The 13,572-nt window shown below is 37.0% G+C and carries 12 protein-coding genes; 2 read left to right on the top strand and 10 right to left on the bottom strand.

Going from position 1 to position 13,572, the window contains the following annotated elements; all coding sequences use genetic code 11:
* Window positions 1-53 precede the first annotated feature (53 nt).
* The 8 genes from M902_RS14080 to proB all read right to left on the bottom strand — a co-directional run bounded on the left by M902_RS14080 (window position 54) and on the right by proB (window position 8,599).
* Entirely contained in the window at window positions 54-1,478 is a 1,425-nt protein-coding gene (locus M902_RS14080; protein WP_021268184.1) for a lytic transglycosylase domain-containing protein, read from the bottom strand.
* Window positions 1,479-1,544: 66 nt separating this feature from the next.
* Window positions 1,545-2,522 carry a LysR family transcriptional regulator gene (locus M902_RS14075; RefSeq protein WP_021268195.1) on the bottom strand — a complete coding sequence of 326 codons (978 nt, stop codon included), beginning with the start codon at window positions 2,520-2,522 and terminating at the stop codon, window positions 1,545-1,547.
* A 186-nt stretch (window positions 2,523-2,708) separates the two neighbouring features.
* Window positions 2,709-3,479, bottom strand: a complete 771-nt coding sequence (locus tag M902_RS14070; RefSeq protein WP_021268631.1) for a mechanosensitive ion channel family protein — start codon at window positions 3,477-3,479, stop codon at window positions 2,709-2,711.
* Between the two features lie 85 nt (window positions 3,480-3,564).
* Window positions 3,565-5,040, bottom strand: coding sequence for a sodium/proline symporter (locus M902_RS14065; RefSeq protein ID WP_021268521.1), 1,476 nt, complete (start codon window positions 5,038-5,040; stop codon window positions 3,565-3,567).
* 108 nt (window positions 5,041-5,148) lie between these two features.
* Entirely contained in the window at window positions 5,149-5,343 is a 195-nt protein-coding gene (locus tag M902_RS14060) for a hypothetical protein (RefSeq protein WP_021268485.1), read from the bottom strand.
* Between the two features lie 62 nt (window positions 5,344-5,405).
* Window positions 5,406-6,209: a pyrroline-5-carboxylate reductase gene (locus M902_RS14055; RefSeq protein WP_021268328.1), complete on the bottom strand. Its 804-nt coding sequence runs from the start codon at window positions 6,207-6,209 to the stop codon at window positions 5,406-5,408.
* Window positions 6,210-6,231: 22 nt separating this feature from the next.
* Window positions 6,232-7,470: a glutamate-5-semialdehyde dehydrogenase gene (locus M902_RS14050; protein ID WP_021268150.1), complete on the bottom strand. Its 1,239-nt coding sequence runs from the start codon at window positions 7,468-7,470 to the stop codon at window positions 6,232-6,234.
* A complete protein-coding gene (proB, locus tag M902_RS14045) occupies window positions 7,454-8,599 on the bottom strand; it encodes a glutamate 5-kinase (RefSeq protein ID WP_021267777.1) in 1,146 nt (381 codons plus the stop codon). The genes M902_RS14050 and proB overlap by 17 nt, the downstream gene beginning before the upstream one ends.
* Before the next feature lie 245 nt (window positions 8,600-8,844).
* Here proB and M902_RS14040 point away from each other — a divergent pair, with 245 nt between their 5' ends.
* Window positions 8,845-10,281 carry a hypothetical protein gene (locus M902_RS14040; protein ID WP_021268400.1) on the top strand — a complete coding sequence of 479 codons (1,437 nt, stop codon included), beginning with the start codon at window positions 8,845-8,847 and terminating at the stop codon, window positions 10,279-10,281.
* A gap of 13 nt (window positions 10,282-10,294) precedes the next feature.
* Window positions 10,295-11,320 (top strand): succinylglutamate desuccinylase/aspartoacylase family protein, encoded by a 1,026-nt coding sequence (locus M902_RS14035; protein WP_021268472.1) that lies wholly within the window; start codon window positions 10,295-10,297, stop codon window positions 11,318-11,320.
* Between the two features lie 34 nt (window positions 11,321-11,354).
* On the opposite strand, the gene M902_RS14030 is transcribed toward M902_RS14035, so the two are convergent.
* Window positions 11,355-12,290, bottom strand: a complete 936-nt coding sequence (locus M902_RS14030) for a hypothetical protein (RefSeq protein WP_021267920.1) — start codon at window positions 12,288-12,290, stop codon at window positions 11,355-11,357.
* Between the two features lie 10 nt (window positions 12,291-12,300).
* Window positions 12,301-13,572 carry a lysine N(6)-hydroxylase/L-ornithine N(5)-oxygenase family protein gene (locus M902_RS14025; protein WP_021268208.1) on the bottom strand — a complete coding sequence of 424 codons (1,272 nt, stop codon included), beginning with the start codon at window positions 13,570-13,572 and terminating at the stop codon, window positions 12,301-12,303.

Raw genomic sequence — 13,572 nt, 5'->3', positions numbered from 1 at the left:
ACTAACAAGACTAATTAAAAAATGTCTTGTTTTTTTTTAATAAAACAATCTATTTAGATACTTAACATCTGTCCAATATAGAGATTACTAGATCTTAATGAGTTTCGCTTTCTAATTTGAATAGTCGTTGTATTATAGAGTTTGGCGATGCGTGTTAGGTTATCCCCTTTCTTAACACGATAGTGAAAAACTCTCACTCCCTTAGTTACATCAAGCTTTTGACCAATGTATATATTATTACCATGTATTCCATTTAGCCTTCGTAAGTAAGAAACACTTAGGCCATAGCGTCTTGCAACTCGTCCAAGGAAATCATTCTTTTTAACAAAGTAGAACTTCTTTCCAATAACACTTTTGTACTCATTAGCTCTCAAGGCCAGTCTTTGACCTGGATAAATACGACTACTTTTTAAATTATTAATACGCTTTAGACGATTAAGTGAAACTTTGTAGCGACGAGAAATTTTTGTTAATGAATCTCCTCTCCTCACACGGTAGTGATTTGGAAATGAATTGAGTTTTCCCCACTGACGATTACTAGCTAGCTTATTTTGTATCTCTTCAATATTTTGATAATCTTTTCGTGGAAGCCAAATAGCATACTGCTTAATCCAATTTGGTGTTCGTTTATACTTTAGAGCAGGATTAATTTTTTCAATTTCATCTCTCTCAATATTAAAATATTTTGCAACATCCTTAATATGAACTCCACCAGGCACTTCCACTAACTTTAAATCAGGATAGGTTGGAGACTCCGCAATAACCGCTTCATCAAAGCCAAACTTTGCTAAGTTTTCTCCGACATAGGCCGCTGCCAAGAACTTAGGAACATAATTTCTTGTCTCTCTAGGTAGTAGTTTACGATCGGCAAGCTCCCAGAAGTCACGCGTTCTCCCCTTCATAATGGCACGTAAAACTCTAAGCTCACCACAATTATAGGCAGCAATAGCAAGCTCCCACGAGTTAAAAACTGTATAGAGATCTTTCAAATACTTTGTTGCGGCTTCGGTACTATGGACAGGATCTCGTCTTTCATCGACGACTCGATTAACAGCTAGGCCATAACGCTTTCCTGTCGCCTTAATAAATTGCCAAGGACCTACAGCACCAGCGTGTGAAAGGGCGGTTTTATTATAACCACTTTCAATTAACGGAAGATAATAAAGTTGATAAGGGAGTTCTTCCTCTTCAAGAACTGTTTGTATTACCTCTTTGTAATACATTCCTTTTTTAATGAATTGCTCAAAACGAACACGGTCTTTTACAGCAAAGTAATTAATCCATTTTTGAACTCGCTCATTTTGATAGAGTTCCATTTCATGCTTAATACTGTCTTCATCTTGATATGAAATGGTGTTGCTACCAGCAGGAGCCTGACCAACGCTCTCCTTCTCAGGTGAAGCACATGAGAGAAGTGTTATTGAAAGTGTTATAACTGATAAGTACTTAATTGAATTTAGAGAGTTAATTTTTTTCATACGAAAATTCTACGGGAAATTGTATGATTTTAAACACACTCTAAGTTAAATTAGCATTTTCCGAATCTAATTGAGTAAGTCATCGGAAACATCAGAAACTTCAATCTGTAAATCCACATCTTCGTAACGATCCGGCACATTTGACAGCTTTGACTGAAAGAGTTCTTGCAGCTTACGTATAGAGATTAGTCCTTCATCAGACTTTTTCCAAATTGCGTAGAGAGACATACGAATTGGTTCACCCAAATGGAAAGTTTTTAAACCCAAATACTCCTCAAGAGGGTTCCTTGGTAAGAACATTACACAACGTCCACGTAAGCAGAGTTTGTGAACAAAGTCGATATGATCGCTATATACCTTCTCTTTAGGAATCACTCCATTCTTTCTGAGGTGTTGATAGATAATGCGATTAAGGTTCTTATCCCAATTACTTTCGGCAAAAGGAATATTCACAAGCAAATCCTTCTCATCTCTAAACTTGTCATATAATTCCGTAGAACAGCAAAAGACAATTTCAAAGGAGCCAATTTCCGCCACATTCAAACTCTTTCTCTTAGGTTTCTTAAGAGAGATACCCCAATCGATATTACCGTGAAGTATATTATCCACAAGTACGTCGTGATCGCCCTGCCGAATGGTGTTAACTGTTCCATACTTTGTATAAAGATCCCAATATTGTGAAGCAAACTCAGTTGCAAGGTCATAGGAGATCGTCTCTTCAATCCCTATTGAGACTGGGTAGCCACCGACAACATCTTCAGAGAAGTGCTCAAGTAGTTTACTACCCTCTTCAAAGATTCCCTTTGTTCTCTCAAATAGCTGTAGTCCCTCAGGTGTTAAGCTTAACCCTTTAGAGCTACGATTAAAAAGCTTCATATTGAATTTGTTTTCAAGGCGTTTAAGTTGTTCACTAAGAGTTGGTGAAGAAGTACCGATGATTTCAGCACCTTTTTTAAGAGATTGAACTTTGGCCACTTCATAAAAACAATAGAGATGATTCCAATTGATATCTTTTAGTTTTTCCAAGTATATTCCTTGATTCATTTAACTTTGCTCCTTACCTTAACAAGTCAATCACCAATTAGCAAAAACCGAACGGCCCTAAAGGCTTATAAGTACTTAAGACTCGGAAGAAAGTGGAAAAAACTGATTTAAAATGAAAAGGATCATTTTTATAACTTGTTCAAAAAATTTATTTATTAAATTCATCATATCAACCTCTTGTCGTATTTAACTTTTAATATTGAGCTTATGAAATTCAACCTGTGCACTTTGTAACTCAATATAGAGTTGCGTTCGCATATCATTTCTTAGCTCCCATGCATCACTAGGGTTTTCTGCCCACGCCGCCAGCCAACATTCAATGGCGTCCTTATCCAGCTTCATAACCCACATTGTTGGCTCTTCAACATCACAAAAATAGTCAGACTTCTTTGCTACTCGATGTGCAATTTCACGAACCAACTTAAGATCAGAGTCTGGCGCAACAAAGAACTCAATATGAGTCCATACAAAGTGATCATTCATTGTAAAATTTTGTATTTCTTTTTGGAGTAACTTTGAGTTTGGAATAACGAGCCTTACCCAATTCCACTTCTTTATTACTGAATAAGTCAGTCCAATCTCTTCAATAAGACCGTAGTGGCCATCAATTGTGACAGTGTCTCCAATCTTAATTGATTTAAAGAAAGAGATGATCACACCCGCAAAGAGATTTTCTAAGAATGGCCTTAGGGAGAAACCAGCAATAACAGAAACAATAGCTGCAATTATTGAAACATAGACTGTTGGAATCTTTCCAAGATAAGGAATCGACACAAAGAGCGACCACAGAATAAAGAAGAGAACAGGAAGAGCTCTCATCATAAAAGAGAAGCGGCCCTCAATCCCCTCAACACCATGTGACTTTAATTCTTTTTCTTGATCGTCAACTGGTGAGTCTGTTTCAACAGCATCACTAATATCTCTCTTACGAATATTCTTTAGCTTTCTCTTTTGCACTCTTCTAATATTTAAAAGTGCAAGAAAATACCCCCCTAAAAATAGGAGGGTAATGGTAATCGGGTATAAATAGCTTACCAAGGAGTTAGTTATTGGCATCATTTATTAGCTTTGAGTTCTTCATTCTATTGTCTACAACCTTGTTACCAGGAACGATATCGTTTAATGGCGTATGTGATAGAACGAAATATGTAATTAATCCGGCCAAGATTCCAGGTGCAACCTCATAAATTGTTGAGCCATAGCCAAGATTCATCCAAACAACAGTAACAATTCCACCAATGAGAACCATCGACATGGCCGTAATTTCAGATACCTTCTTACCAATTGCATAGATAAAAATTAATGGACCGAAGCAAGCTGCTAGTATTGACCACGACAGTAAGACGAGCTCAAACACATTCTTACTTCCGTATAAGGCTACAACCAAAGCAATAATAGTAGTTCCAGCAGTCGCAAGCTTTGTTAGATAAATATTATCTGATTTTTTCGGCAAGATATCTCTTGTAAAAGCTGCTGAACAACTTAGAACTTGAGAGTCGGCCGTTGACATTGTTGCGGCAAAAATCCCCGCTAATACAACACCAATTAGAACCTCTGGAAGAAGTTTTTGACTCATTAGTGGTAGCGCTAGCTCGGCATCAAAGTTTGCAGAGTTTGGCAGTAGTAGTCTTGCCGTTAGTCCTACTCCAATAGTCATAATTGTGAATGCAATGAACCAAGCATAGTAATATATTCTAGTTTTATTCATATTCTTAGTATCATCAATTGTCATAAAACGGATCATAATATGAGGCTGACCTACGACACCAAGTCCGGCAAAGACCCAACCAAGAATAAATAGAGAAACCCCAGTTCCTCCAGGAACACTTAGTCCAGTTGGAGTAAAGCTTAGAAAACCAGGTGATACAGCACTTAGTTTACTTACATAGGCATCATAACCACCAACTTCATTAATCCCAACAAAGAACAAAATCCCCATTGCAATAATCATAACAAATGACTGGGCAGCGTCGGTCCAAATTGATGCTCTAATTCCACCTGATAAGCAGTAAGCAAATACAATAACAGCACCAATGATTGCACCAGTACTATAGTCCCATCCAAATAAAACGTGTAATGCCTTAGAGCCGGCCTTAAACTGGGCAGCGGCATAAACACCTAAGAATAAAATTGTAATAACTCCAACAAGAAGTCTTAGCTTTTTAAAGCTTGTACCCCTTTGCCATCTCGAGAGAACACCTCCAAAACTCAGAAGGCTTTCCTTTTCCGTAACTTGTCTTAACTTTTTATGAACAAAGAAGCTCATGACAATATCACCAACAATCCAACCAATCATAACCCATGATGATTGAAGTCCACTCATATAAGTATATCCAATGAGTCCGATGAACATATACCCACTATTATTGGTTGCAACAGCAGACAGAGCTGCTAACCAAGGCGGAGTACTATGACCTGCAAGCAGGTAATCAGAATTATTTTTCTTACTTTTTAAACTCGAAGAAACTCCAATCAATACAAAGAGGAGCAAAAAAAAGAGGAAGCTGTAAACAATCATTTAACAATCCTTTTTTGGCATAGCTATCCCTCCACTAAAAAACACAAAGCGGTTGCGAACAAGATAGCTCTTGCTAATTAATAAAATACTAATTTAAAAACTTATTATTTAGAGTACAGAGAGGCAATTCTCTTCATCTTCAATTAGGCTTCGACGAAGGAAAGATGACTCTCTTAACGCCTTACCGTGCCCCTCTTCACAAATAGAAGTCTTTTCTTGTACCTTAGATGTGCGGGACTGCTTCTTATCAACGACGCTATAACTTACTAACTGTACTAACTTTTCAGATTTCTTATTGTTCATTTAACTACCTTAACATTCTATATATTCATTAAGAATTGATTAATTTACTAATTAGGTTATCCCTAACCCTTTCGTAATTGACTTGAGCGATCGATCGCTTTATCGACTCCCATTTTTACAAAAGCATCAATTCCATTTTGACGAAAACTATCTATGGCCTCAATTGTGACACCTTTTTTAGATGTGACCTTAGCTATTAATTCATCAAGTTCTGTCTCACAATTAATTAGAGCACTCTTTGCGCTACCTCTAAATAGTTGACTCGTTATTGCTCGTGATTCAATTGCTCCTAGGCCCCACTCTTTAAGTGAATCTTCTAGTGCATTCATAAAATAATAAATAAATGCGGGCCCAGAAGCAGAAACAACAGTCACTTGGTCAAAGAGTTCTTCAGTTTTCATATTTAAGATCATCGAGCTATCATTAAGGTGCTCTTTTAAAAACTCAATATCACTTTCTTCAACCTGCTCTGTTGTGCTTAACAAGCAAATTCCTTCTCCGTGCTCCATTGGCAGACTAGGCATTAGCCTAATTACTTTTGAGGTGCCTAATAAATTGCTAATTCTTTCTTGGTCGATTCCGGCCATGATCGAAATAACAACTTTATTTGAGAGGTCAATATCCTTAAACATTTTAGAAAGTTCTTCAAATTGTTGTGGCTTACAGCCAATTAAAAAGTAGTCTGCATCGACTGCTTCTTTTAGCTCAACAATGGCCTCACCTTCTACCTCTTTAGCAAGCTCAATTGCTCGTGTACGACTTGGGGTATATGTGAGGTATTTGTTTTTAATTTTTTGGCCCTTATACATTGAACGAACAACTGCACCGGCCATATTTCCACAACCAATAACGGCAATTTTCTTCATGATAACTCTCCTATCGTATTAACTAAGATCTAATCTGCCCATCGCCAACAACGACGTAGCGTGAAGTCGTCATTTGCTCAACCCCCATTGGGCCGTAGGCATGAAGCTTTGTTGTTGAAATTCCAAGTTCAGCCCCAAGTCCCAATTGTCCACCATCATTAAATCGAGTAGAAGCATTCACCATGACACAACTTGCATCAACACTTTGTAGGAACTTCTGACAATTCTCTTCATTATTTGAAATAATACACTCCGAGTGATTACTACCGTATTCATCAATATGGTTAATGGCCTCCTCAAGGGAAGAAACTGTTTTAATTGAAAGAATATTATCTAGGTATTCTGTTGACCAATCCTCTGGCGTAGCCTTAACAAAAGTCCCCTTTGTTTGCATTGCAAATTCTTCATCAACTCTTAATTCACAACCTTTAGCGAGGAGCCTTTTAGAAATTTTTTCATTTACCTTTGGTAAAATATCCTTATGAATAAGTAGCGTTTCAATGGCGTTACAAACCCCAGTTCTTTGAGTTTTTGCATTCTCAACTAGTGTTACGGCCTTTTCAACATCCGCTTCACTATCGATATACATATGACAAAGCCCTTGATAGTGAGCAATCACAGGCATTTTTGCATTTTCAAAAACATGATTGATTAATCCGTGACCACCACGAGGGATAACAACATCGATATCATCCTTAAGATCTAGTAGGTCATTTAATACTTCACGGTTGTCTGATGCAAGCACTTCAACAACACTCTTATTCACATATTTAGAGATTGCATCTTGAATGATTTTTCCAAGTACTTCATTTGAGTGTTTGGCTTCTTTTCCACCTTTTAAAATAATGGCATTGGAAGACTTTAGAGCAAGTGCAGCACAGTCAACAACAACATTAGGGCGACTCTCAAAAATCATAAGAATAACCCCTAACGGGACTCGTTGGCGCTTGATCTTTAAACCTAGATCATTTGTAAACTCATTATAGAAAGAGCCTACAATTTCAGGTTGATCCCTAATCGTCTTAACTCCTGAAATAATATCATCAATTCTATCGTTACTAAGCTTTAAACGATCTACCATTGCTTTCGAAAGATCATTTTTAAATGCAGCATCTAAATCAAGTTGATTCTTTTCTAAGATAAGCTCACGATTTTTGTCTAAGGCCTTTACTAAATCATCAAAGATTAGATCCTTAGTTTCTTTATTTAATTTTAAAAGTTCTTTTGAAGCTTTTCTTACTGTTCTAGCTAATTTTTTCATCGATTATTTCCTTTTCTAAAATTAAGTTAATTGTATGAACCACTTCAATTGATGTTCTAAATCCAATTAGATCCTCAATTTCATCACTGTGACGACCCATGATTTGTTCAACTTCACAATGTCCATATTCACAAACACCAGAAGCAAAAACTTCACCATCGCAAATAATATCAACACAGTCGCCTTTATAGAACTGGCCATAAACATCAACGATGCCTTTTGGAAGAAGCGATTTACTCTCATTTAGGGCATCAAATGCACCTCTATCAACTTCGATATAACAATTTGGCTTCTTCATCGAAAGTAGCCATGCTTTTCTTTCTTCAGGATCATAAGCATTCTTAGGAGCAAAATAAGTACCGAGCTCCTTTGTTAATGGATCTAAAATAAGTCGCTCGTTATCCATTGAACTAATAATGGCCTTTATGCCAATAGGAGTAATTTTAGTAATGGCATGAACCTTAGACTCCATTCCACCTTTACCAACTGCTGTCTTTCCCTGATAATTCACATCTTCCAATACATCACTTCCAAAAGGAACTGTCTCAATTCTCTTAGCATCATCATAAGCAGGATCCTTGTCGTAGAGGCCATTGGTTGAAGTAATCATAAGAAGAGCATCGGCATTAATCATTTGCGCTGTCTGTGCGGCCAAATGATCATTGTCACCTAGTGCAATCTCAGTAAAAGAGATTGTGTCATTCTCGTTTAAGATCGGTGTAATATTATTCTTTAGGAGAACATTAATGCTTTGTTTAGCATGTAGATTTCGTTTTCTATTTCTAAAGTCATCATGTGTTAGAAGAATTTGCGAACAAATCTTTTGATTCTCTTCAAATAGTCGAGAGTATGTGTTTAAAAGTTTTGGCTGTCCAACAGCACTAGCTGAATGCTGAAGATCTAACTGACCTCTTCTTGGTAAATGTTCTTTAAGAAATGACTTCCCAACACTTACTGCACCAGAGCTAACAAGGACAACTTCAATCCCCGCATCAATCAGTTCACAGATATCCTCTACAATTTTGCGCACCTTCCTAGTGTCTAACTTACCATTTCCTTTTGTAATAACATTACTTCCAACCTTTACAACAAGGCGCTTTACTCCCTGTAGTTCTTTACGAAGTTTCATCCTTTCCCCTTAACTTGTTAGAAAACAACATGTCATAAATTCCAAAAAACCAAAAGGCAGACGTTCACAAATTAGGCATTGCCGAACGACACAATTCCTGAATGAAATGATCAACATATGGTGAAAAAATGCTTTCAGGCCTTAAAATTTTAATAAAAATCACAAAATATTCGCTACATGAGAAGGGTTTGAGATTATAATATTTCCATTAACTGATGCTTTAAAAAATACAATTTGGAGAGAACTTGAAAAGAAGAATTGAAGTTATTAAGCCTGATAATTTTGAACAAGAAAATCACTTTTATCCGAAGGCCCTAAATTCACAACTACACCCTCTTGTGAGCCACTTTTTTAATCTGGATCACGAAAGAATTATTAAAAGATATAGCCATCTTAATCCGCAGATCTGTACAGACACTTTACGTGAGATTCTCTCATATGAGTGTAAGCACTTCTTCTGGGGGGGATCAGACTTATTCTATGTTACAACACAGGCAGGAAATAGACGCATGGTTGTTCTTGAAACAAATTCATGTCCATCTGGCCAAAAATCAATGCCGCCAAGAACCGATGCGGATGAACATAGAGGATTTAAATACTTAATTGAAAACTCTTTTCTTCCGGCCCTTAAAAAGAGAAAGAAGAGGCTTCCAGCAGGTGCACTGGCCGTAATCTATGATAAGAATTACATGGAGACATCTGGATATGCTTCAACATTAGCAGATCTAACTGGAGAAGATGTTTACCTAGTTCCACATTTTAATGGTGAAGAACAAATGGCGGATTTTGAAAATGGTGTTCTACATATCACTCTTGAGACAGGAGAAAGAATTCCTATTAGAGCGGCATTTCGTTATGTTACACAAAAGCCATGGAATCGCATTCCAACAACTTCAAAAACATTTATCTTTAACTCAACTCTCGTTTGCCTTTCTGGTGGACGCAATAAGCTTTTAGCAAATAAGGCCTACGAGCTCTATAACTCAGAGATCGCTGAATCTGGCCTAAAGATCAATATGCCAGAGACAATTAAAGACGTTAATAAACTAGAAATTCCTCTTTGGGTTCAAAAGTTTGGCGGAAAGGCCGTTATTAAAATTCCTTACTCAAATGCAGGGCAAGGTGTTTTTACAATTACGAATCAAGATGAGCTTGATGCCTTTATGCAAATGGACTACCCATATGATCAATTCATTGTCCAAAGCTTAATTGGTCACTATGAGTGGAGTTCCACAAGTGAGCATGGTAAATTCTTTCACATCGGAACAGTACCAAACAAGAAAGGAAATATTTATATTGCTGACTTAAGACTTATGGTCTACTCATCACCAAAAGGTTTCATGCCATGCGCTGTTTATGCACGTCGTGCGCGAAAGCCTCTTGAGGCGAGCTACCCAGAAGATAGCTGGGAAGTACTAGGAACCAACCTATCAGTGAAAACAGGTGAAAACCAGTGGGATTCTGACACATCAAGGCTGATGCTCATGGACCAAAAAGATTTTAACTCCCTTGGTATTGGTACTGATGATCTAATCGAAGCTTATATTCAAACAATTCTGACGGTTGTTGCGATTGATAAAATGGCAGAACAACTTATTAGTAAGAAAGGGACTTTCAGAACGAAACTCTTTAGAAGTTTAGATAACGACAAGTCACTCTTTAACGAGATTATGATCTCATAGCATAGGAAGTATTATGGGAGCAATCCAAGTCATTAAGACAACTGAAGAAATCGATTTAAATTCATTTGCGCATGGTGAAATTCACCGCCTACAAATACACCTCTCAGATAATGCTCTAGGTGTGCCTTGGCGTGTACCAATTATCATTATGAAAGGGGTTGAAGAAGGACCTGTACTAGGTATTACTGCAGCAGTACATGGGAATGAACTGAATGGAATCTCAACTATTTTTAAATTGATTGAAGAGGTCGATCCAAAAAAGCTAAAGGGAACAATTGTTATGGTTCCAATTAGCAATGTTCCGGGCTATCTAACAAATCAGCGTCGATTTATTGATAATATAGATTTAAATAGAATTATGCCTGGAAAACTAACTGGAAATCCAAGTAACCTCTACGCACATTACTTCACTCAAAAGATCGTTTCTAAATTCAACTACCTTCTTGATCTACATACAGCAAGTCATGGCCGTGTAAACAGCCTATACTTAAGAGCTGATTTAGAGAATGAAGAAACAAGAACCCTCGCCTTCTTACAAAACCCACAAATTATTGTTCAAAAATATGATGAAGAAGGAACACTAAGAGCATGGGCCAATGAACAAGGAATTCATGCAATTACTGTTGAAATTGGTAACCCAAATGCTTTTCAACACGCTCTAATTGATGAAACGCTAGACGGTATAAAGAACACACTTCGCTACTTCTCAATGATCGAAGGAGAGGTTCAAGACATGATTACAGATGCCACAATCTGTGATCACTCTTATTGGATCTACTCGACAAAAGGTGGAATTGTCGATGTACTTCCAAAGCTTACACATCGAGTAAAGAAAGGCGAAGTAATTGCAAAAGTTTATGATGTCTTTGGACAAGTAAAAGAAGTTATCTGTGCAGATCGCTCAGGTGTTGTTATTGGTAAGAACGTAAGACCTAACTGTGAAGCAGGACAAAGAATTCTGCACTTAGGAGTTGATCTTAAGGAAGCACTTCCTGAAGAAATTCCAGGTCATGATGATTTTGAAATATCTGAAAAATAAGAATAAGAAAGGGGGATTTTCATCCCCCTCTTTTTTATAAATTTACATTCATAGTTAGGCCAACATTTGTTCTATCAGCTCTAATATCTTCCGCAATAAAGCGCATATTTGGTGAAATCGAAATATCACGAGTAAAGAAATAAGTCATCGCTATCGTTTGTTGAAGAACTTTTTCGTTAATACGCTCACTCCTAAAATGATCGGCCGAGTAAAGGTCAGTGATTAACCTTAGAGAAAGAGAGCGAGAAAAGTAAAGCTCACCAGCAAGGCTTAATGAGAAAGAACGATTTACTTGTCTATCTTTACCTGCAATTTCCATCCCATTAAATGAGATTGTGCTCTTATCATAGAAATACTGTGTCGCATTCCCAGAAAGAGCAATATAAGCGGCTTTCCATACTTTATAGGCCAAAGAGTGGCTAACGTTAAAAACAGAATTTATACCAAGGTCCTTATAGTAGTCCCAAGTAGCATACTGGTATTGTAGGAAAGTTACATTTTGAATCCCAAAAAGGTAGTAAGTTTTAAAGTAACTTAGAACAGGATTATCAATATTTAAGCTATCACCGTATGTATCAAGCTCATACTGAACCATTGGATTTTCTGAATCAACACTTCCATGAAAAGGCGCCTTCTTCTCGATTCCTACCTGAAGAGATAGGTTATCTGTTTTTGAAAGACGATACTTTACACCTAAGTTCCCTGTAAAATTTGTTAGAGAAGTTGTATTCCCAGCATTTCTAATATTAGGCCTTTCAGCATCATTGAGGTTATCAAGAGCACCAGCATTATATTTAAATGAAGAATAAAAAGACCATCTCTTTAGTGATCCTGATAATGTCTTCAATGTCGGGTTATCTAATACCTCTTCCTTCGTATTGAAGCTCTTTGTTTTAGCCTCCTCTTTAGACTTAGCAGCAGGCGCAGCAAAGGTTAAAGTTGAAATTAGCATAATTATTAATAACTTCATTTTCTCTCCATTAACTAAAAAAGCTCAAAAAGCTTTCACTATTATTTGTTGTTTTATATTTAGTCTCACCTACGAGATCATTTGCGATCATCGCAGATCGCCAGGACATCAAACTAGTTTGAGGATCAGCAACCCCATGGCCATGACGACTAAAGTTCATCGAATAAATTTTTCCATTTTCAATCGTTGTTTGAATACTATAGTCTTGGCCTACAATTACACGTCCTTGAGTGTCCTTGGCGATTTTATCTGACAGCCCTTCTAAGAAGTTTGGTAGAACACTTTTGAATCCAGTTGCTAAAATAACAATATCAGCTTCTACCACCTCTTTATTTTGATTAAGAAGATTATCAACCTTAAGCTTATACGACTGACCTTCCTTTCCAATTTCATTAAGCCAACGCATAGGTGAAATCGTATAATCGGGAAGTTTCTTCAAGTAGAAACGATCAAGATATAGCTCGTTATACATTTCTTGTAAGTACTGGGGAGTATTACCATCACTAGCTAGCAGTTGGCCTTGTGTATATGAATCTTTTTGCTCTTGAGATAAAGAGTGGAAATTCAAAACGAATTCAGGAGTAAATATTTCATTAGTAAACGGTGCTTCATCAAGGGGCTGTAAATTACTTCTACCACTTAAAAGAGTTACCTTTTCAACTCTCCCCCACATACCATTGAGAGCACTTCTAAATGTTTCAACACCTGTTTGCCCTCCGCCGACAATAACAACTTTCTTACCTTTTAAATCGAGAGTCTTCATTTGCTTAGATTTTGCATGAAATAACGTATCTGAAAGGAAAGGCCTTGCACATTCAGGAATATTTTTAGTTGGCCCAGACGCAACACAAATATTTTTTGTGAAGTAACTGCCACTCTCTTTAATGACTTCAAATCTCTCACCATCGTGTTTGATGTCAATGACATTAGATTCAAAATCAATATCATTAGAAAGTTGTTTTGATGTCCATTTACAATAGTCTTCAAATTCATAACGATTGATTGACTTTCTATCTGTATTTAAAAAGTGATAGAATTGTCCGTTTTCAACAAGATAGTTCAAGAAACTAAATGCGCTCTTAGGGTCAACAGGAGTCACAAGATCTTTCAGAAAAGATGTTTGCATCATGGCGTCTCCAAACATCAGCTCAGGATGCCAACTGAACTCCGACTTATTATCTAAGAACTTAGCATTAATATTGCTTAGTGGATTCAAGAGTGCCGCTAAGCTTAGATTAAATGGCCCAAGGCCAATTCCAACAATGTCATAAATATTCTGCAT

It is taken from the genome of Bacteriovorax sp. BAL6_X (assembly GCF_000443995.1).
In the GTDB taxonomy this organism is placed as follows: domain Bacteria; phylum Bdellovibrionota; class Bacteriovoracia; order Bacteriovoracales; family Bacteriovoracaceae; genus Halobacteriovorax_A.
Note: the sequence above shows the minus strand (reverse complement) of the source record. Positions and strands in the feature narration are given on the sequence as shown.

What these genes read in the sequence shown, in the direction of transcription:
- M902_RS14080 (WP_021268184.1), bottom strand. Translation starts at nt 1,478, where the DNA reads ATGAAAAAAATTAACTCTCTAAATTCAATTAAGTACTTATCAGTTATA.
- M902_RS14075 (WP_021268195.1), bottom strand. Translation starts at nt 2,522, where the DNA reads ATGAATCAAGGAATATACTTGGAAAAACTAAAAGATATCAATTGGAAT.
- M902_RS14065 (WP_021268521.1), bottom strand. Translation starts at nt 5,040, where the DNA reads ATGATTGTTTACAGCTTCCTCTTTTTTTTGCTCCTCTTTGTATTGATT.
- M902_RS14060 (WP_021268485.1), bottom strand. Translation starts at nt 5,343, where the DNA reads ATGAACAATAAGAAATCTGAAAAGTTAGTACAGTTAGTAAGTTATAGC.
- M902_RS14055 (WP_021268328.1), bottom strand. Translation starts at nt 6,209, where the DNA reads ATGAAGAAAATTGCCGTTATTGGTTGTGGAAATATGGCCGGTGCAGTT.
- M902_RS14050 (WP_021268150.1), bottom strand. Translation starts at nt 7,470, where the DNA reads ATGAAAAAATTAGCTAGAACAGTAAGAAAAGCTTCAAAAGAACTTTTA.
- proB (WP_021267777.1), bottom strand. Translation starts at nt 8,599, where the DNA reads ATGAAACTTCGTAAAGAACTACAGGGAGTAAAGCGCCTTGTTGTAAAG.
- M902_RS14035 (WP_021268472.1), top strand. Translation starts at nt 10,295, where the DNA reads ATGGGAGCAATCCAAGTCATTAAGACAACTGAAGAAATCGATTTAAAT.
- M902_RS14030 (WP_021267920.1), bottom strand. Translation starts at nt 12,290, where the DNA reads ATGAAGTTATTAATAATTATGCTAATTTCAACTTTAACCTTTGCTGCG.
- M902_RS14025 (WP_021268208.1), bottom strand. Translation starts at nt 13,572, where the DNA reads ATGCAGAATATTTATGACATTGTTGGAATTGGCCTTGGGCCATTTAAT.